The 18,989-nt window shown below is 39.7% G+C and carries 18 protein-coding genes and 1 pseudogene; 12 read left to right on the top strand and 7 right to left on the bottom strand.

What is annotated here, in order from left to right:
- Nucleotides 1–28: 28 nt before the first annotated feature.
- Together H6G96_RS14570 and H6G96_RS14565 are read left to right on the top strand one after the other, a co-directional pair.
- Complete coding sequence (locus H6G96_RS14570) at nt 29–337, top strand: DUF3181 family protein (protein ID WP_190728677.1); 309 nt, start codon at nt 29–31, stop codon at nt 335–337.
- 282 nt (nt 338–619) lie between these two features.
- Nucleotides 620–835, top strand: a complete 216-nt coding sequence (locus H6G96_RS14565; RefSeq protein WP_190912126.1) for an acetyltransferase — start codon at nt 620–622, stop codon at nt 833–835.
- 70 nt (nt 836–905) lie between these two features.
- On the opposite strand, the gene H6G96_RS14560 is transcribed toward H6G96_RS14565, so the two are convergent.
- From H6G96_RS14560 to H6G96_RS14550, 3 genes are all read right to left on the bottom strand, one after another.
- Nucleotides 906–1,376, bottom strand: coding sequence for an ABA4-like family protein (locus tag H6G96_RS14560; protein ID WP_190912125.1), 471 nt, complete (start codon nt 1,374–1,376; stop codon nt 906–908).
- Between the two features lie 241 nt (nt 1,377–1,617).
- On the bottom strand, nt 1,618–2,658 hold the full coding sequence (cobW, locus tag H6G96_RS14555; protein ID WP_190912124.1) for a cobalamin biosynthesis protein CobW: 1,041 nt from the start codon (nt 2,656–2,658) through the stop codon (nt 1,618–1,620).
- Between the two features lie 318 nt (nt 2,659–2,976).
- Nucleotides 2,977–3,693 carry a heme oxygenase (biliverdin-producing) gene (locus tag H6G96_RS14550; protein ID WP_190728682.1) on the bottom strand — a complete coding sequence of 239 codons (717 nt, stop codon included), beginning with the start codon at nt 3,691–3,693 and terminating at the stop codon, nt 2,977–2,979.
- A 547-nt stretch (nt 3,694–4,240) separates the two neighbouring features.
- Between H6G96_RS14550 and glmM the strand changes: the two genes are divergently transcribed.
- The 7 genes from glmM to hpsP all read left to right on the top strand — a co-directional run bounded on the left by glmM (nt 4,241) and on the right by hpsP (nt 13,978).
- Entirely contained in the window at nt 4,241–5,713 is a 1,473-nt protein-coding gene (gene glmM / locus H6G96_RS14545; protein ID WP_190912123.1) for a phosphoglucosamine mutase, read from the top strand.
- A gap of 534 nt (nt 5,714–6,247) precedes the next feature.
- Entirely contained in the window at nt 6,248–7,099 is an 852-nt protein-coding gene (locus tag H6G96_RS14540; protein ID WP_190912122.1) for an SDR family oxidoreductase, read from the top strand.
- Nucleotides 7,100–7,604: 505 nt separating this feature from the next.
- On the top strand, nt 7,605–9,260 hold the full coding sequence (gene hpsL, locus H6G96_RS14535) for a hormogonium polysaccharide biosynthesis protein HpsL (RefSeq protein ID WP_190912121.1): 1,656 nt from the start codon (nt 7,605–7,607) through the stop codon (nt 9,258–9,260).
- Nucleotides 9,261–9,271: 11 nt separating this feature from the next.
- Nucleotides 9,272–10,432, top strand: a complete 1,161-nt coding sequence (locus H6G96_RS14530; protein WP_190912120.1) for a glycosyltransferase family 4 protein — start codon at nt 9,272–9,274, stop codon at nt 10,430–10,432.
- A gap of 55 nt (nt 10,433–10,487) precedes the next feature.
- Complete coding sequence (gene hpsN / locus H6G96_RS14525) at nt 10,488–11,468, top strand: hormogonium polysaccharide biosynthesis glycosyltransferase HpsN (protein ID WP_190912119.1); 981 nt, start codon at nt 10,488–10,490, stop codon at nt 11,466–11,468.
- Nucleotides 11,469–11,513: 45 nt separating this feature from the next.
- Nucleotides 11,514–12,689, top strand: coding sequence for a hormogonium polysaccharide biosynthesis glycosyltransferase HpsO (gene hpsO, locus H6G96_RS14520; protein ID WP_190912118.1), 1,176 nt, complete (start codon nt 11,514–11,516; stop codon nt 12,687–12,689).
- 110 nt (nt 12,690–12,799) lie between these two features.
- Nucleotides 12,800–13,978 (top strand): hormogonium polysaccharide biosynthesis glycosyltransferase HpsP, encoded by a 1,179-nt coding sequence (gene hpsP, locus H6G96_RS14515; protein WP_190912117.1) that lies wholly within the window; start codon nt 12,800–12,802, stop codon nt 13,976–13,978.
- Here the strand turns inward: hpsP and H6G96_RS14510 are convergent.
- Nucleotides 13,975–14,148 (bottom strand): hypothetical protein, encoded by a 174-nt coding sequence (locus H6G96_RS14510; RefSeq protein ID WP_190912116.1) that lies wholly within the window; start codon nt 14,146–14,148, stop codon nt 13,975–13,977. The genes hpsP and H6G96_RS14510 overlap by 4 nt on opposite strands.
- Before the next feature lie 486 nt (nt 14,149–14,634).
- Between H6G96_RS14510 and H6G96_RS14505 the strand changes: the two genes are divergently transcribed.
- Both H6G96_RS14505 and H6G96_RS14500 read left to right on the top strand, forming a co-directional pair.
- Nucleotides 14,635–15,273 (top strand): peroxiredoxin, encoded by a 639-nt coding sequence (locus H6G96_RS14505; protein WP_190912115.1) that lies wholly within the window; start codon nt 14,635–14,637, stop codon nt 15,271–15,273.
- A 116-nt stretch (nt 15,274–15,389) separates the two neighbouring features.
- A complete protein-coding gene (locus H6G96_RS14500; protein WP_190912114.1) occupies nt 15,390–15,974 on the top strand; it encodes a Uma2 family endonuclease in 585 nt (194 codons plus the stop codon).
- Nucleotides 15,975–16,056: 82 nt separating this feature from the next.
- Here the strand turns inward: H6G96_RS14500 and H6G96_RS14495 are convergent.
- Nucleotides 16,057–16,182 (bottom strand): annotated as a pseudogene (locus tag H6G96_RS14495) (ATP-binding protein); the annotation flags it as partial.
- A 366-nt stretch (nt 16,183–16,548) separates the two neighbouring features.
- On the opposite strand from H6G96_RS14495, the gene H6G96_RS14490 reads away from it, so the two are divergent.
- Nucleotides 16,549–16,740, top strand: coding sequence for a hypothetical protein (locus tag H6G96_RS14490; protein WP_190912113.1), 192 nt, complete (start codon nt 16,549–16,551; stop codon nt 16,738–16,740).
- Nucleotides 16,741–16,912: 172 nt separating this feature from the next.
- Here the strand turns inward: H6G96_RS14490 and H6G96_RS14485 are convergent, their stop codons facing one another.
- Both H6G96_RS14485 and H6G96_RS14480 read right to left on the bottom strand, forming a co-directional pair.
- Nucleotides 16,913–17,770: a rhodanese-like domain-containing protein gene (locus H6G96_RS14485; protein ID WP_190912112.1), complete on the bottom strand. Its 858-nt coding sequence runs from the start codon at nt 17,768–17,770 to the stop codon at nt 16,913–16,915.
- A gap of 183 nt (nt 17,771–17,953) precedes the next feature.
- Nucleotides 17,954–18,784 (bottom strand): DUF6544 family protein, encoded by an 831-nt coding sequence (locus H6G96_RS14480; RefSeq protein ID WP_190912111.1) that lies wholly within the window; start codon nt 18,782–18,784, stop codon nt 17,954–17,956.
- Nucleotides 18,785–18,989: the final 205 nt, after the last annotated feature.

The raw sequence follows: 18,989 nt of genomic DNA, 5'->3' as shown, positions 1-18,989 counted from the left end.
TTTTTCTTCTTAATGTAGGGTTATTTTTATGGCTAAGACTAACACCACAGAACTACTGGAAGCCCTAGCAGCTGAAATTGGCGAAAACGTCTATATAGACGTTGCCAAATGGCATCTTTATTTATCTAATGCCAAACTGCATACAGTTGTTGCCGAACAACTGTATCCCTTAATTACTTCCAACGCTGTTAATGAAGACCGAGTTTTACAGGTCTTGGGATCGATTCCAGTAAAAATTGGCGGTGGAAAACGTGAAGTCCCTTTAATCGATTTACTGCCCCTGCAATGCCAAGTTAATTTAGTTGATATTTTGGAAAAATATCAACGTGACTTTTAATTGATAAAACCAAGATTATCTTACTTGGACAATTTTGTTAATCAGCATTTCCTGATTCGAGTTTCTTTTCTGAATTAGGTATATATTTGTTATGTTTATTTTATAAAAATTAATACAGATCAGATACACACAAATGAATCTTGTGTAATTTATGTGTGGATATCTGATAAAAATTTCCTTTAACAATTAGGGAATCTCCGCGTTCAAAATCAGTTTAGATTTGAGCTAGTTTATCTTAAAACTCGCTTTGAACTTCCATGCAAACTCATTGAGGCAATTTTCATGCTTTTACAAGTCAAAGATAGTGGCGAATTGGTAAAGATTGTTGAAATTCAGGAATTACTTGACCCGAATAATGATGTTGTTCATGCAAAAGGCCAAGAAGGTCAAGAAGAACAGCAACCTGAAACTTTTAAAAAAGAAAATCTTGTTTTCCCTTCAGGTGAAGTTTTACCACGCTGTTGGTTAGATGCAGATTATAGACGCAACAACGGTTAATTCTTTTAAATCAAGTAATTCCTAATAAATAATAGGGGCGTATAGATGTGCGCCCCTATTATGTACCATATCATGAGGCAGCTTTTTCTCCTACTGTCACCGTTTCACTCTGTTGAAACTTCGGGAAAAGTGTTTTAGTAATCCACTCAGTTAAGACGTGAGACAGTAACCCCAAAGGCCCAGCAAATAAACATAGTGCAAGGGAGTGAATTGTCCAAATACCTGTTTTTTGTCCTTCCCAATAAATCCACCGACCGACGAATAAATCCATGACTAAAAAATGAATCCAACCTGTTGCAGCAGCCGTTTCATCTGCAAAAAATTTAGCGATATCGGCTAATTGAGGATTCGATAAAGCTTGAGCATTTTCTGGAGTAATGCTGGTGATGAACAAATACAAATACGCCCCAGCTAATACCACAAACGGCAAATATGATGACATAATCTGCCGTGTAACTTTCCAATTTGGTAATAAAATCATCAACGCCCAAAAAGGCAATACGAAAAGATTGGCAATGTTAAATAGTTGAGATATTGTCATAGTTATGTTAGGTAAGAAGTGAATATTTAAGTTAAGTGTTAAGAGTGAGATATTAGAAACTGTCTAGTTACTACTATTGTTTATTATTTTGAATTAGTTAGTACGTAACGGTGGAAATAAATTTATTATTCAAAGTTAATACTAACCACGTAATCAACCTTAGATAAGGGGCTTAAGCCCCTTATTAAAAGATTAAAAATGTGTACTAGTTATTTTTAACTCCTAACTCCTAACTCCTAATTTACAAAGCTACTAGCTGCGATTCAATTTCTGAAGATTTCAAATCACGACCGAGAAAAACTAAACGTGTTTGCCTGGACTCTTCAGGTTTCCAGGGGCGATCATAAAATTTATCAAATCGGGTTCCCACACCTTGCATCACTAAGCGCATGGATTTATTTGGTACTGCCACAAAGCCTTTAATCCGGTAAATTTCTTGTTGTTGTGCTAATTTCTCTAACTGCTGTTGCAGCTTTTCTGGATCAAAGGTACGATCCAAAATTAAATTAGTTGAGGTAATTTCTTCGTCGTGATTGTGGTCTTCTTCGGTATCGTGATGACTAGGACGAGAATCTAAATTGTCTTCAACTGCGGCTTGAAATCCTAATAATATAGATGCGTCTAGTTGAGAACAATCGCTCTCGACAATCTTCACTACTCTAGGCAACTCTTGCTTAATCAATTCCTCAACTCTCGCTTTTGTCTCAGCATCCACCAAGTCAATTTTATTCAACACCACCAAGTCTGCACAAGCGAGTTGGTCTTCAAACAATTCTTGCAAAGGTGTTTCGTGTTCTAGGCTATCATCTGCTTGCCGTTGGGCTGCGATCGCCTCTGGATCACTAGCAAATGTCCCTGCTGCTACCGCCGCGCAATCTACCACGGTAATCACAGCATCCACAGTAGCGGCGTTGCGAATTTCTTGCCAGCGAAAAGCCTTTATCAGTGGTTTTGGCAAGGCTAAACCAGAGGTTTCAATTAAAATGCAGTCGATGCTATCTCGCCGCTTGATTAACTCTTGCATCATCGGGTAAAACTCTTCCTGCACGGTGCAGCATAAGCAGCCGTTGGTTAATTCAAAGATATTACTGTCGCCCTCACCATCTTCCGGGCAAACTTGACAAGATTTTAACAAATCGCCATCAATACCGAGTTCGCCAAATTCATTGACTAAAACGGCAATGCGGCGGCCTTGGTTGTTTTGTAGCAGGTGGCGAATTAGGCTGGTTTTTCCACTACCTAAGAAGCCTGTAATCACTGTGACAGGAATTTTCGTAGCCATATTTTTGCCTGATGTCCTCAGTACGATAAGTTTTAGGAGTTACAAACTTAAATACCGAGATTAAGCTTGGTGTGAAGATTGACTTAGTTATTTTAAGCTGAAAAATACTGATAACTCCTAATAACTCCTAACTCTTAAACATAATTGAGGGGCAATCTCCCCATGCTTACTTTCACCAATAGAAAGCAGTCACAAGGCTATTGCCCCTAAATATTTTGAGCGTTGATCGCTCTTTCTCCAGAAACACCTATGAATAATCCTTCATCAGGCTATCTGAACTTATGACTCCACATACCATACTCCGCAACCTCAACACAGTTACTCAGCAGTGACGAGTTCAGTACTGCCCCGTGTCCGTCGCCGTGTGAGGCTGTTGTAGAGCATTACACCAACCGCCTTGATCAAATTGCCTTCCAATTCTTGGAACATCGTCATGTTCATGCCAAAGGCGGCGTTAGCTTCATCAACGATGCGATCGGTTGTCGCATCATCAAGAGGTAATTCATCCAAAGTTTGACGATATTTCGCTTTGAATGCTTTTTCATCAGGAATCTCTGGAAACTCATAAAAGGCTGTTCCTTGCCCATCAGACAAATTCATCGCTGTTACAGCAATGTTTTTGAGAATTTGTCCCCCGGATAAGTCACCCAAGTAGCGAGTGTATGAATGAGCTATTAACAGTTCCGGTTCTGTGGCAGATATTTCTCGGATGCGCTTTACATAAGCTTCACCTGCCGGAGATAGCTTAATTTGCTCTCTCCAGTTAGCACCAAAATAATAACTCAGGTCTTGCTCTAAGGTATACTTGCGGTTTAGCTGGGGAAAGTTAATTTTAGAAAGAATTGGGTGCTGGCGATGCTTCTCCATTTCTTCTTCCATCGCTGAGTAGACGAAGTAGAAGTTAGCAACTAGTTTCCGGTAAGAGTTTTTCTCGACTACTCCTCTTAAAAAGCACTTGACAAAACCTACATTTTCTGCCATTGTGTGGGCTTTCTTAGTGCCTACACGTAATTTGGTTGCTAAATTGCTGCTCATGCTAAATTTCTCAACTTTAAAAAGTTAACTGCCGAAGTTCTAATTCACTAACGGCTAAAAAAGCCATTAAAACGTTACCTTAAAACTATTTGATGAGAATTTATATTAAAATTTTTTAAGCATCTGCATTTTTGTAGCTTTTTACACATTTGTGAAACTTAGGGGATATAATTTTACATTTCAGTCTTTTGATTCTTTTTAGCTGAATTTTGCTTTCATTCTCAGCTTTCCTAAAAAACACTTTTGCTGAAATTTGGGTAATATTTATTACAGTTGATCTTGGGTTAGTAGGATTCCAAAGTGTGAACTAATAAATATAAAAATCAAAGCTAAGGTAGAGGGCATAAAAGAAATAATTAGCTAAAATGTGAAAGCTTTACTGATAACCTAAAAACCAATACTGACTTCATGAAAAATTTACAATTAAAGAAGTAATAATTAGGGATTTTTACGTAGACAATACTGCTCTAGAATGAATTTGTAAGAAATTGCTGAATCAAGTTTTAAGTGCTATTTTTCAGTGTGATTGTGTGGAGTGTTTAAACATATGGTTTCATCTATAACTCGGACACCAGGCATTCCTGGGGGTTCTGCTTCCGAAGTTGATGTATTGGGCAAAGGGATTGAGAGCAGTTTTGCATTGAATTCAGTTCCACTACCAGCAAATTCTTTATTTGGCACAGATGGTATTCGCGGACGAGTCGGAGAATTACTCAGTGCGCCCTTAGCATTGCAAGTTGGTTTTTGGACTGGGATTGTTTTACGTAACCATGCTACTAAAATCGGGCCAGTCATTCTTGGACAGGACTCTAGAAACTCCAGCGATATGCTGGCAATGGCTTTGAGTGCAGGATTAACAGCAGCAGGATTAGAGGTTTGGTATTTGGGATTATGTCCCACTCCTTGCATTGCCTATCTCACCAGCATCACTGATGCCATCGGCGGAGTGATGATTTCTGCTAGCCACAATCCCCCAGAAGACAATGGTATTAAGGTTTTTGGTGGGAATGGTGGGAAGTTACCGCAAATATTGCAGGCAGAAATTGAAGCTGGACTGCGTGGCAAGGTATCACCTATTGCTAAAGTCAGTAATTACGGACGACATTACTCACGTTTCGAGTTAGTGGGGCATTATAGCGAAGCATTGAAAAAACCCTTGAATGGTGCCCTAAATCTTCAGGGAATGAAGATTGTTTTAGACTTGGCTTGGGGAGCAGCAGTAGGATTAGCACCATTAATATTTACAGAAATGGGGGCAGAGGTGATCTGCTTGCATAACGAAGCAGATGGCGATCGCATTAATGTTAACTGCGGTTCCACCCACCTAGATATTCTTGCAGCCACAGTCCAAGAACACAACGCCGACATCGGCTTTGCCTTTGATGGGGATGCCGATCGCGTCTTAGCAGTAGACAATACTGGAAGGCAAGTTAACGGCGATTACATTCTCTACCTATGGGGACGGCATTTACAGCAAAACCAACAACTGCCAGACAACCTGATTGTATCTACAGTCATGGCCAACTTAGGCTTTGAGAAAGCTTGGCAACAAATTGGTGGTAACTTAATTCGCACCGCAGTCGGCGATCAATACGTGCAAGCCGAAATGTTGCGGACTGGAGGAATGTTAGGTGGCGAACAATCAGGTCATATTCTTTGCCGTCATTATGCCGTGACTGGAGATGGCTTGTTAACAGCATTACATATAGCAGCTTTGGTAAAAGAGACGGGTGTTTCTTTGAGCGAATTAGTAGATCAAAGCTTCCAAACCTATCCGCAACTGTTGCGGAACGTGCGAGTCGTAGATCGCGATCGCCGTTTGGGATGGCAAGATTGCCAACCTGTGCAACAAGCGATCGCTCTTGCTGAAGCTGCAATGGGTGATTCCGGCAGAATTTTGGTTCGCGCCTCTGGTACAGAACCAGTAATCAGAGTCATGGTAGAAGCCGCCAATGCCGAACTTACCAACTACTGGACAAATGAATTAGTTTCAAAAGTCCAACAGCATCTGATGGACTAAATTAGCTAACATATCAGTTTTAACAAGCGCCAATTTTCTATCACAGCTTGTACAAATGACCAAGGCTGATTAATTTGTAAAAGCTGTGACATTTATCAAAAGGAGTCGGGAAAACTCAATATTTTAAAGATGGGATGAGAGACGGCCCGATGCCGTTGACGATTAACAGTCAACAGTCAACAGTCACCAAAACAGGGTTCATAGAACTTGAACGCTGCCTCACAGTTACCGTTGAACATGAAATAAGTATTAAGTTTCATAGGACGTTCCTTGAGTTGGCTCAGTAGATTAGGTTATGGATTTAGTGTGAATGGAGCTTGAGAGGTGTTCGTGTAATATCTGTCATTCGCCTTGATTTTTCTGGCAATCAGTGGCAGTCTAGCGGCGTGCCCGATCTCCTGCGTGCGTGGCTGATCAAAACAGCCCGATACAAAGCCATTGATAGCCTCCGACGGCGGACACGAATGACAGCGAACGCCGCTTTCTGGAGCGCCGACTGCGCGAAGTTCAGCCCTAACCCCCTACATCGCTATCATGCTAAAAATTTTAGTGACAGGTGCAACTGGAAATGTCGGTCAAGAAGTTCTTCGCTTATTGCTATCCCACGATTGTGATGTCTGTGCGGCAGTTAGAAATCCAAACAGTGCTAAACACCTTTTAGACAGCAATATCAAAAGCGTCCCCTTCGACTTTACTAATCCCGATACTTTTTATCATGCTTTTCTTCAAGTCAATAAAATTTTTTTAGTGCGTCCGCCTGCCCTTGCTAATATTCGTCTTCAAATTGCCCCAGCACTTGATGCTGCAAAACTTGCAGGCGTTGAGCATATTGTGTTCCTTTCAATACTCGGAGCTGAACGCAACCGTTTTCTGCCGCATTCTAAGATTGAACACTATATTAAACAATTGGGTATTAAAGCTACCTTTTTACGATGTAGCTTTTTTATGCAAAATCTAAATACCACACACCGAGAAGATATTAAAACTCGTGGTGAATTGCTTCTTCCAGCAGGCAATGGTAAAACAAGCTTTATTGATATACGGGATATTGCTGCTGTTGCAGTTCGTACTTTGATTGAAGATGGGCATCAGTCACGCGCCTATGCGCTTACTGGTAAAAAAGCCTTAACTTATTACGAAGTTGCAGACATCTTCACATCGGTTTTAGGTAAACCGATACGCTACAATCCTTCTTTAGTAAAGTTTGTTCAACAAATGCACTCATCAGGTTTGTCAATAAACTTTATTTTAGTAATGGTAGCAATCTACACAACTGCTCGTTTAGGATTGGCAGGTAATATCACATCTGATACAGAGCAATTACTCAATCGTTTACCACTGACGATGCGGCAGTATGTTGAGGACTATCGACATTTTTGGTTATAGAAAGCAGAGGGTAGGAGGCAGGAGGGAAACTGACTCCTGTTCTTTGTTTATGACCAAAGGGAACTTGGATTTAAAATCCCGCCGTTATAGGACGCTTATAATTGGATGGGGATTCAGACCCCATCCAATTATTCCTCCTGCCTCCTTCAAAAAATGTGCGGCAGTTGTAACATTATTCGATATGATTTGAATAATTTGCCCGAAACCGTAGAATATGATTGTGCCTATGGATACTATAGATAGTATATAGATTATGCCAAAGTTAGAAATATTTAAATAACAAAGCAAAAGCCATTAAATCATTATCATTTGCAGGTGCAATTTATATTTTGGACACAGGAGAAAATCTTTTTGAATTATCAAAAAGATTAAACTTTAGCATTTTTAATCGCAAATTATTAAATCAATTAGTTATAGATGAATTTGGATTATACGATTTACAGCAATCCAAGAAATTTGTCAACTATAATATATTTCTTTGAGGCTGATAGGCTACAGCACCACTATGGCGAAAATAAAGTCAAAATCCCGACCATCTAAAAACTCGAAAAAGCAGGCTAAAAAGGAAACTTCTACCCTTAGCCTCAAAGAACAGTTAGCCCAAAAGCGCAAAGCAGCCCAAGCACGTAAAGAACTGACTAACTTACTCACCACCGCCACCTTTGGCGGTGTCTTCTTTGGCATTGTGCTTTTTTTCGTAGCTGGAATTAAAGCAGCAGTTCCCGGTGTCTTGGGCATAATTATCATATCCCTTTCCTACAAGTACCCGCGCCAAGCGCTATATTTTTTCATCATTTACGTACCTATTGGGGGTACTATCACTTACTACTTGGGCAATAGTCCCATACTCCAATTAGCTAAAGATGCCTTTTATATTCCAGCCCTAATTGGACTTTGGCAGACTTGCCGTAAACAGGGGCTACCCATAATTATTCCCCAAGGCATTAAAACCCCACTTTATATTGTGTTGGGTTGCAGTCTGCTAACGTTATTGTTTGTTAATGGTGGCCAGCAGTTTAACCCGCCCAGTGTGGGATTATTGGAAAAAGTTGAGCAAGAAATACCTTTAGGCATGGGAATTCTGGGACTAAAAGTATTTTTAGGCTATGTCCCCTTGATTGGTTGTGCTTACTATTTAATTCGCGATAAGCGAGATTTTCTATTTTTATCCCGTCTCCAGATTGCCCTCATACTGTTTTGCTGTGCGCTGGGATTTATCCAATATATGTTATTAGTAACTGGTGTATGTCAAGGCACTAGAGGTCTTGAAGGAGATGCCTTATTTAGAGCAACACTTGAAGCTAGGTGTTATTTTGGTGGAGCGCTAGTATATAGCCCTGAAGAAGGGATTATTCGCTTACCAGGGACATTTGTAGCCCCTTGGCAGTGGGCATGGTTCTTAATTGCCGGCACCTTTTTTAGCTTTGCCACCGGCTTCACCGATCCCTCCCCAATATGGCGACTGGCCGGTTTAGGTTCTTTGGTGGCAGTCTTTATCAATGCTGTAATTTCTGGACAGAGAATCGCCCTAGCTTTAGTACCAATTTGCTTCGGGATTTTGCTATTACTCACTGGTCAAATTGGCAACCTTAAACGATTTATCCCCATTGGGATAGGACTTGCCCTAGTTCTCGGAATAGCAATGGTGACTAACCCTGATGTCGTGCAACAGAGAACCGAGAGTTTTACAGGTCGGTGGGAGGCTTCACCACCTCAAGATTTTATCGTCCAGCAATTTGAAGAAAATTGGAAAAACGTAGACGGTCCCTTAGGAAGTGGCTTAGGTCGAGCAACTAACTCTGCTCGCGTAATGGGTAAAACTAAGCTGGTAGAAACCTACTATCCCAAAGTACTGTATGAAGTTGGAATTCTTGGAGTACTAGCTTTTCTGGGTTTGGTCACTAGTTTAACAATTATTAGCTTTAAAACCTATCGCTCCATAAAGAACCGTAATTTCCGCAGTTACGGAGCTGCTTTATGGGTGTTTATATTGTTTATTAGTTACAACACCTACTACTATCCTTTGGATGTTGATCCAGTTGCCGTCTATTATTGGTTTTTTGCGGGAGTTCTTTTTAAATTGCCAGAATTGGAGAAACAAGATATTGAAGATGCCAACCCTGATCAAAAAAACAAAAGAAAACGTCTAAAAACAATTTAAATGAGATAAAAATGGCAAAAGTTATCATAGCAGGTCAAAAGCACCTCAGCATTCCAAACCTACCTCGAAATTCTCGGCATACACTTATCTGCCCCAAGGCTTTCCCCGCAGGCAGATATCCTATAGACAAAGTTTGGCCTCATTTAGCTCCTTTAGCCAGCTTTCTTGCGTGGCAACCTGTATGGCAAAGATACCAAGTTATTCATTCTTTCAACAAAATTTTATATACGAATAAACCTTGGTTTCTCACCTTGGAGGATCATCGTGTTTTATATATAGAGCCTCATAATAAAGGTGAAGCTGCAATTTATGAATTCTTAAATAATCGATTAGCACTAGACAATTGTCGAAAAATCATTGCGATTTCCGATTATGCCAAGTTGAGATTCATTAACCGAATGGAAGGTTGGAAAATAGAAGAAAAAGTAAGTAAGAAAGTGGATGTTATTCATCCAAACTTCCCAGTCAGGGTTAATCAAGCAAAACTTTATCAAGAACAGCAAAATCTCCAGCTTATATTTATCGGAAATCACATTGCTCGTAAAGGTGGAATTGTTGCTTTAAGACTAGCTAAGAAAGCTGAAGAATTAGGTTTACCTATTACTATACATATAATCTCAGAACTAGCACATGGTTTTGGAGTCCCAACGGATTTTCCCGATCGCAGTAAATATGTAGATGATTTAAAATTACTTAATCTAAATAATGTTGTCTTTCATAAAAACCTTCCTAATGAGAAAGTTCTTGAATTATTATCGCAAAGTCATTTTCAATTAATGGCGACATTACATGATAGTTATGGCTATAGCATCATTGAAGGATTTTCTGTTGCCACACCTGCAATTACGACAAATGTATGCGCCTTAACAGAGTTGGTTCGTCATGGAGAAAATGGCTATATTTTAGAATTACCAATTAACGAAATTAGGCACTGGAGCAATTGGCTGCATGGAGAGAAAACTAAAAGTGATGAATATTGGGAAATTGTCAATAGTGCTTATGATTATTTGGTAGAGCAAGCGTTTCAACAAATTATTCAATTTCTTGATAGAAGTGATAAACAAGAGCATTACGAATTTTTAAGTGCAGGAGCATTAGCTCAGGTGCAAATTGTGCATAACTCCGAAAAGCAAAATGAGTTCTTTGATAATCTCTATGCAGCAGCAGTGTAAACAATTGATTTTACAAAGCTATTATCGAAGAGGTAGAATTACTTCATAAAAAATCATGAATAATTGGCCATTAGTTACTGTGGTTATCCCGACCTATGGTCGAGAAGAAGCGCTACGAGATAGCATTGTAGATGTCTTGAAACAAGACTATCCAAATTTTGAAGTTTTAGTAGTAGACCAAACCCCACAGCACCAACCAGAAATTCAAGCCTACCTAGAAGAGATGGCGGGGGCAGATAAAATTAAATGGTTACGCTTAGATTGGGCAAGTTTGCCAGGGGCGCGGAATTATGCTGTGCGGCGCTCATCTGGTGAAATAATATTATTTATTGATGATGATGTTCAGCTAACCCCAGGATTGTTAGCAGCCCATGTGAAAAATTATTTGCAAAATCCAGAAGTGGGGGCTGTAGCCGGACGGGTATTTGACAGGATGAAATTGGGTGATTCTGGAGGAGATTTACAGATTGAATATCTGCCTCCCCAAGCTATGGATCCAGGAATTGCTTGGTATCATATTGATTTAGTACATACGATAAAACCCCAGCAAGTACTGACAGCGAGGGGTTGTAATATGTCATTTCGCCGCGAAATTTTTACTAAGTACGGGCTGAGGTTCGATGAGAGGTTTCGCGGTAGTGCAGTGCGCGAAGAGTCAGATTTTTGTTTGCGGGTGCGACAGACGGGGTATAAAATTTGGTACGACCCAGAAGCCCATTTGGTGCATTTAGGCGAAGAAACAGGAGGTTGTCATGATATTAGTATGCGATCGCTTAAATATCAACTCACCTTTTATCACAACCATTTCCTACTAGGGCTGAAAAACCTGACTGCTACTCAAGCTTTACGCTTATACGCCCGTTTATTTGACTGTCACGTTCTAGGGCACCCACCTTGTAACAAAAGCGGTTCCCCCATAAAAATTGCCACTCGCGCTATTTTCTATACTTTGGGTTTTTTCAAAGCCTTGGGTACTGTCATCCAATCGCTATGGAACGATGGTCAAATTTATAGTCGATTGGATGAACAAGTTTAGTTATTAGTCATTTGTCATTAGTGAATAACAAAGAAGAAATGAAAAATGAGAATTTTAGTTGCTAGCCACACTTATATCGTAGACCTGAACTGTGAGAAATTACGCGCTTTATCTCAACTAGAACCCGACATTGAAGTGACAGTTGTAGTCCCAAAGCGCTGGAAACCAGGGGGCGTGCAAAATAGAATTATTGAAACTGAATACCTTGATGAAGGCACATTTAGAATAGTTCCCGTTTCTAATTTTAGTCAAAATCATCAGGGACTCCTTACTTTTGGTGCTGATTTGATATCTTTATTAAAACAATTTCGTCCCCAAATCATCCAAGTGGAACAAGGGTCTAGGGGGCTAGCTTATACTCAGATGATTGTTTTAAATCAGCTATTAGGACTCAAGGCAAAAAATGTATTTTTTACTTGGTGGAATTTACCCTATAAACTGAAATTACCAGTTGCTTTATTAGAAAGATATAACCTCAACCACAGCCACGGCATCATTTCTGGTAATCAAGATGGAGCAGAAGTTTTGCGACAACGGGGATATAAAGGAGCAATTAAAGTCATGCCTCAACTGGGTATAGATGAAAATTTATTTACTCCTAAAGCTCAACCAGAATTAGCAGCTAAGTTGGGTATTGAAAAAGAAGATTTTGTAGTAGGTTTTGTTGGGAGATTTGTACAAGAAAAAGGCTTGTTAACACTTTTAAAAGCTTTGATTACATTAAAAAATAAACCTTGGAAATTACTGCTGTTGGGGCGGGGAGAGTTGCAAACTGAATTAATCAAAATTGCTGTAGAAAACAATATTAAAGAACGGTTGATTTTAATTGAAAGTGTCCCTCATGACGAGGTTACAAACTATATTAATTTAATGAGTACTTTGGTACTGCCTTCCGAAACAACTTACAAGTTCAAAACCTTAACTTCTGTTGGCTGGAAAGAACAATTTGGTCATGTGCTAATTGAGGCGATGGCTTGCCAAGTTCCTGTGATTGGTTCCGATTCTGGTGAAATTCCCTATGTAATTGGCGATGCTGGTTTAGTATTTCCTGAAGGTGATGCCCAAGCTCTTGCTAATTGCTTAGTTCAATTAATGGATAAACCAGATTTTGCTCATACTCTGGGTGAAATGGGTTATCAAAAAGCAATGGTTAAATATACAAATAAAGCTTTGGCTAAACAGCAGTTAGAGTTTTATCAAGACTTAGTTAAGAGTCATTAATAGGATGTTTGAAAAGTCTAATTTATTACTAGCCCTGACGACTAGAAGTTGTGGCTACACAGACAAAACCCACCTCCGTGGGTTAAAATTCCTTGAGAAATGACAAAAAAATGAAAATATTACAAATTGTCCCCTCAATTTCTCTGATTTATGGCGGCCCTAGTCAAATGGTACTAGGATTAGCTCCAGCATTGGTAAAAGAGGGAGTGGAAGTTACAGTTCTCACAACTGATAGTAATGGTGATAATGGGCAAATACCTCTGAATGTTCCCTTAAATCGCCCAATTAAACAAGATGGCTATGAAATAATTTACTTTCGTTGCGCCCCATTTCGTCGCTACAAATTTTCTCTAGATTTATTAAACTGGCTAAAACGCCATGCTCACGAGTTTGACATAGCACATATTCATGCTCTATTCTCTCCTATAAGTAGCGTTGCTGCTATTGTGTGTCGTCAGCAAAAGCTACCTTATATTTTCCGTCCTTTAGGTACTCTAGATCCGGCTGATTTACGGAAGAAAAAACAATTAAAACAGCTTTATGTTGCAATTATAGAACGTCAAAATTTAGCTGGTGCAGCCGCAATTCATTTTACTAGCGATCAAGAAGCAAAAATATCAGAACGATTTGGCGTATCTACACCAGATTTGGTGATTCCCTTGGGTGTGATTCCCCCTCAATCATCTCTTAAAAATGCATATAGTCAGTTAGAAATACCAAAGAATGTGCCAATAGTGCTGTTTATGTCACGAATTGACCCGAAAAAAGGGTTAAATTTGTTGATTCCAGCGTTAGAGAAACTGTTAGCTATTGGTTATAAGTTTCATTTTGTTTTAGCTGGGACAAATCCCCAAGACCCAGATTATGAAAAAAAGATAATATCTCAAATTCAAAATTCACCACTGCGATCGCACACTACAATTACTGGTTTTGTTAGTGGTGAACTCAAAGTTAGTTTACTACAAGCTGCTGATTTATTTGTCTTGCCTTCCTACTACGAAAATTTTGGGATTGCTGTAGCGGAAGCGATGGTAGCAGGTGTACCCGTAGTCATTTCTGACCAAGTGCATATTTGTCAACAGATACTTGATAGTGAGTCGGGTTGGGTGGGTACAACAGATGTCCAAGCACTAGTAGAGTTACTGCAAGAAGCTTTGCAAAATCCCACAGAACGTCAACGACGGGGATTAAATGCTCAAAAATATGCATTGGAAAATTTTAGCTGGGATGCGATCGCAAAGCAAACAATCCAAGCCTACGAAACAATTCTGGCAAACAAATTAATTTAACCCAACGCAGACAACAGTAGTTTTTGCCAAATAGGTGCTAGAACTGCTTTGACAACGATATCCGCAATCACAAAACCAATCCCAATTAATATATAAGTTTTAGGAAAGGGAGATTTAGGAACTTCGCCTCTGATGCGAGTTACTAGATTTAATACTAATGCAATTTCCAAGAAAAAAGTTATTAAAATAAACGAACCGCAGAGGCGCAGAGAACACAGATATAGGAGAAATAGAGAAGATTTTTACCTCAGTTTCAGAAGTTTTTTTCTTTGTAATTTTTTTATAAAAATTCAATTTTTGACAGCTTAGAAAATTTTCACAATATTGCATCTATGCGAAGAAATTTTCTTGTAATTCTGCAATAATCTGGAAATGTTGCAGTTCAATAAGCCTAGATGAGCAATGGCTTGTAGTCAGCTATCACCCTGATACTTGAATCGTCTATGTAAAGAAAAACCTTTGGCGAAACATTCGTAATTTAAAACATATATGTGTACTTTAGTCAATAATTTTTATCTCCCTTTCTTCCCTTATCTAAGAGGGCTGACAACTTAAAATTTTGTTTCAAACAGCTAAACTCCGATTGAGAAATCGGGGTTTTATGTCATGATGGCATACTAGAATATATATGCCTTTCTAACTACAGGGAATCTCACATGGCTCTCCGTCTAGGTGACACAGTACCCAACTTTACGCAAGCCTCAACACACGGCGACATCGATTTTTACCAATGGGCAGGTGACAGCTGGGTTGTGCTGTTCTCTCACCCTGCTGATTTTACACCTGTTTGCACAACAGAACTCGGCACAGTTGCCAAGCTCAAACCAGAATTTGACAAGCGCAATGTCAAAGCGATCGCACTTAGCGTTGATGATGTAGAATCTCACAAGGGCTGGGTGGGAGACATTGAAGAAACTCAAAGCACTACCCTTAACTACCCAATTTTGGCAGATGCGGATCGCAAGGTTTCTGACCTGTACGACATGATCCACCCCAATGCTAATGCGACTTTGACAGTGCGATCGGTTTTCGTGATTGACCCCAATAAGAAACTCCGCCTGAGTTTCACCTATCCTCCCAGCACGGGACGCAACTTTGACGAACTTTTGCGGGTAATTGATTCTCTGCAATTGACTGATAATTACAGTGTGGCGACACCAGCTGACTGGAAAGATGGAGAGGATGTTGTAATTGTCCCCTCACTGAAAGATCCAGAAGTACTCAAAGAAAAATTCCCCAAAGGTTACGAGGAAATCAAACCCTATCTGCGGATGACTCCTCAGCCTAACAAGTAAATCTGAGAATGATTTCGGATAAAAAGCAAAGTTGCAAAGTTATATCTTTGCTTCTTTGCTTTTTTGCGTGAGAATATAGTCAGTTGGCTAGCCATCCGAACCTGGAGGATATCTCGATGTTTTCATCCCCTTTGGTTTTGCAAATTCCGTCATCAATGCAAATGACAGACGAACAATTTTTTGAGTTCTGTCAAGTGAATCGTGATTTACGCATTGAGCGAAATAAATTTGGAGAATTGGTAATTATGCCTCCTACTGGTTCAGAGACAGGAAACCGAGAAGGTAATATATTTGGGCCGTTGTGGGTTTGGTCGGAACAAGATGGTACAGGTATAACTTTTAGCTCTAGTACCGGATTTAAGTTATCAACAGGTGCAGAACGCTCTCCAGATGCTTCCTGGATTAAACTGGAACGATGGAATGCTTTATCTCCAGAACAACAGCGAAAGTTTGCACCCATTTGTCCAGATTTTGTAGTCGAACTCAAATCTCCCAGCGACAACCTCCAGACTTTGAAAGAAAAAATGGAGGAATATATGAATGAGCCAGGAATACAGTTAGGCTGGTTGATTGACCGTAAGCAGCGTAAAGTTTATATTTATCGTCCTGGATTGCCAGAGGAATGTTTAGATAATCCTGCTAGTGTAAGCGGCGAGTTGGTGCTGCCTGGGTTTATTTTGAATATGAGTAAAGTTTGGTAAGAAAATTTTATTTAAATTTAGATTTAAGCTGACGACGATACAGCAATTTGAATTGGTAGATTGGCCTGACATCTAATGGTAATTAAATGGTAAAAGTGCTACCTTTACCTAATTGGCTCTGCACGTTTAAACTACCTTGATGTGCCTGAATAATTGCCTGAGCGACGATCGCTAACCCTAATCCAGAACCGCCAATTTTACGAGAGCGTAGGCGCAGCCCGCCGTAAGCATCGCTATTCACCAAGGAAATACGACAGCCATCAAAGGTATTAACATATTGTAAGTGGTTTTTTTTTGCTTTTTCATCTATTAAGCAGAACTTCTCAAGATTGAGTATTCAAAACAGGTTAAACTGCGTTTATAAAGTGGCAGAGATTGGCAATAAATCTTAATCTATTATTTGTAAACACAAAAGTTATCTACATAGATTTTCTCAGAAGATATTATAGCGGTTCTCATTCAGATACGGTACAAGATTATATTGCAAGGTGTAGGGGCACGGCACTGCCGTGCCCTTACGGGTGTACTCACGTAAACGAGAACCGCTATAGAGGACGTTAAGGAGATAATTATCATGCCAAAAGAATATATGGAGAGTTTAGAAGCATTAGTTGATAAATTGACATTATCTGCAATTTTAGAAATGTTAGAGCGAATATGTCACAAAAAAGCAGAAAATCTGAAAACTCATTGGCAAGATGAGACTTCAGCAAAGCTTTGGGATAAAGCTGCTAGACAGATAGAACAGATAAATGTTGATGTTTGATTAAATAATAAAGTCTGGTAAATAAAAGGGATTGGGTACTGGGAAAATTCGCAGTACTTACAAGACGCGAATTGTGTACCTAATCTTTTTTCTTTAAAACTGAAAAACATCTAACAGTAAGAAACCGAATCTGCAATGTCTACGGCGGATTAACTAGCTGAAGCCTACACACTCATTGCATTACTCTACTATCAATAGGTAGTGATAAATCACGCGACCATTCATTCCAAGAGCCAAAATAATTTCTGGTAGAAATTCCTGCTTCTTCTAGAGCTATTAATGTATTAGCGGCCCTTGAACCCTTAAAGCAGTAAATGTATACAATAGACTCCGGAGTAATACCTACTGAGTGACAAATTTCTCGGATTTCATCTGGCGATCGGAATGTAGGGATTTCCAATTCAGAATTCATCAGACGATGCCATTCTAACCATACAGCGTTAGGGATTCTCCCTTTGCGAGGACAAAAATCAGGATGGTAGGGAGAAGAACTCAGCCCCAGCCATTCGTTGCGATCGCGCACATCTAATTTAATGATTGCTGGATTGTCAATTGCTTGCAACATCTCGGTAGTAGTTACCATCATATCAGCGTTGGGATGCAATCTAAATATGCTGCTTTCACGTAATAGTATTTCATCGGTAATAGGTAATCCCTCTGTCAGCCATGCTCTATATCCTCCGTGTAAGATAGATACCTGAGCGCAACCCAAATATTTCAGTAAGAAAGCTGCTCGACAAGATTGACCATAACCTTTATTTAAACTATCTTCATACACAATTAATCGTTCCGCACCCGATATTCCCAGATTGCTCATAATTTCTGCAAAATACTCTTGTAATTGCTTTAATCCTGCTGGGTAGGAATTATCTAAAATATAGGTGAAAAAATCTCGGATATTTATAGCTTGAGGAATATGAGAGATAACATAATCTTCGGGAGTTCGCGTATCGATAATAACAGCCCGTGATGACTTTTCTGCTAACAGTGACGTGAGTTCTTGAGGAGAAATGAGGAGTTTTGTATTCACGCTTTCATGCTTCTGTTATCGTGCCATTAGGCATTATCGCCCTTAGTATATTTGCATTTTGAAATGCAAATCACAGAAGAATGAATGTTGAATGTTATAAGAAAACTTTTGTAGCTATATTGTTTTAAAAATCACTAAATCAATTAATCAATTCAACAAGCACAAAAACCTGGTGCAATACAGTTACCGAAACTCAGCTTGCTCAATTGTGGCACGGAAGAACTCTGAGTAACGGTCTGTCCCAAACCACCACCCGATACTCATCTGGGAGGGAATTGTAAAGCCGCCAAATGTATGTTCTTTCTGAACTTCTCCACCAAAAGGAATGTAAGCGAAGCTCCCATCTTCTGTATGTTCTCCCCAACGTGGTAAAGAAAGCTTTAGCAGTTTGCCGTTAGTATCTATAACCAGTGTTAGCGTTACAGGTTCACCATCAATCTTTAGGCTAGCTTGGATAGTTTTCTCATCAATTGCCTGCCAACTTACACCATATTCAGGTAGCAAAGCAGAAGGTAGCCAGATCAATTCTCCAGCAAATCGGCCAATACTAGAGCGATTAATATCGGGACTGTGGGCATTTACCAAGGGAATTACTCCCCAAAGGAAGAACCGCATTCGACCCGATTTATTTGCATAGTAATCAGTTCCCACAAATTGAGACAAACCGCTTCCAATAACTAGTTTCCAAACCAATCCTTTCAGCGCAGAGATTATCTCTTTTGCTTGCATTGGTATCCAGGGTTTATCTTGAGCCATCCTAAAACTGCCACTCATTTCTAAGCTGACACAAGAAGCCATTGGAGTTCCTGGTGCGATCGCATGGAGAAAGTAGCGTTTTACAGGAGCAGGTAATTCTGCAACCATGTCTTCAGTAAAATTATGCTCTGCTGGGACTGCTTCTAGCGATCGCCAAATCCGATCAACTTCTTGGTCGGCTCTTACCTTGTTAATGGCTAAAGCTATGAATGCGATCGCTACCAATGCACTAATGCTCAAGAAAATTTTGGTAACCATTTGCTCACCTCCGAGCAAAAATAAAATTTTTGGGAGCAGGGGAAGTAAAGAGAAATTTTTAGTAATTTTTTACTACTGGAATAGCCCAGAATACACTTGTTTCTTTCTCTCCCCCTACCTCCCCTACTTACCTATCTCACTTTTAGAGCATTGCTCGCCGATTAAGGGACTTCCAGAAAATAAATTATCCAATTTACGTCAGATC

It is taken from the genome of Nostoc sp. FACHB-892 (assembly GCF_014698795.1).
Classification (GTDB): domain Bacteria; phylum Cyanobacteriota; class Cyanobacteriia; order Cyanobacteriales; family Nostocaceae; genus Nostoc.
This window is presented reverse-complemented; position numbering and strand designations above follow the sequence as displayed.

What these genes read in the sequence shown, in the direction of transcription:
- H6G96_RS14560 (WP_190912125.1), bottom strand. Translation starts at nt 1,376, where the DNA reads ATGACAATATCTCAACTATTTAACATTGCCAATCTTTTCGTATTGCCT.
- glmM (WP_190912123.1), top strand. Translation starts at nt 4,241, where the DNA reads ATGGTTTCATCTATAACTCGGACACCAGGCATTCCTGGGGGTTCTGCT.
- hpsP (WP_190912117.1), top strand. Translation starts at nt 12,800, where the DNA reads ATGAAAATATTACAAATTGTCCCCTCAATTTCTCTGATTTATGGCGGC.
- hpsL (WP_190912121.1), top strand. Translation starts at nt 7,605, where the DNA reads ATGGCGAAAATAAAGTCAAAATCCCGACCATCTAAAAACTCGAAAAAG.
- cobW (WP_190912124.1), bottom strand. Translation starts at nt 2,658, where the DNA reads ATGGCTACGAAAATTCCTGTCACAGTGATTACAGGCTTCTTAGGTAGT.
- H6G96_RS14540 (WP_190912122.1), top strand. Translation starts at nt 6,248, where the DNA reads ATGCTAAAAATTTTAGTGACAGGTGCAACTGGAAATGTCGGTCAAGAA.
- H6G96_RS14500 (WP_190912114.1), top strand. Translation starts at nt 15,390, where the DNA reads ATGTTTTCATCCCCTTTGGTTTTGCAAATTCCGTCATCAATGCAAATG.
- H6G96_RS14505 (WP_190912115.1), top strand. Translation starts at nt 14,635, where the DNA reads ATGGCTCTCCGTCTAGGTGACACAGTACCCAACTTTACGCAAGCCTCA.
- H6G96_RS14565 (WP_190912126.1), top strand. Translation starts at nt 620, where the DNA reads ATGCTTTTACAAGTCAAAGATAGTGGCGAATTGGTAAAGATTGTTGAA.
- H6G96_RS14550 (WP_190728682.1), bottom strand. Translation starts at nt 3,693, where the DNA reads ATGAGCAGCAATTTAGCAACCAAATTACGTGTAGGCACTAAGAAAGCC.
- H6G96_RS14530 (WP_190912120.1), top strand. Translation starts at nt 9,272, where the DNA reads ATGGCAAAAGTTATCATAGCAGGTCAAAAGCACCTCAGCATTCCAAAC.
- H6G96_RS14490 (WP_190912113.1), top strand. Translation starts at nt 16,549, where the DNA reads ATGCCAAAAGAATATATGGAGAGTTTAGAAGCATTAGTTGATAAATTG.
- H6G96_RS14570 (WP_190728677.1), top strand. Translation starts at nt 29, where the DNA reads ATGGCTAAGACTAACACCACAGAACTACTGGAAGCCCTAGCAGCTGAA.
- hpsO (WP_190912118.1), top strand. Translation starts at nt 11,514, where the DNA reads ATGAGAATTTTAGTTGCTAGCCACACTTATATCGTAGACCTGAACTGT.
- hpsN (WP_190912119.1), top strand. Translation starts at nt 10,488, where the DNA reads ATGAATAATTGGCCATTAGTTACTGTGGTTATCCCGACCTATGGTCGA.
- H6G96_RS14480 (WP_190912111.1), bottom strand. Translation starts at nt 18,784, where the DNA reads ATGGTTACCAAAATTTTCTTGAGCATTAGTGCATTGGTAGCGATCGCA.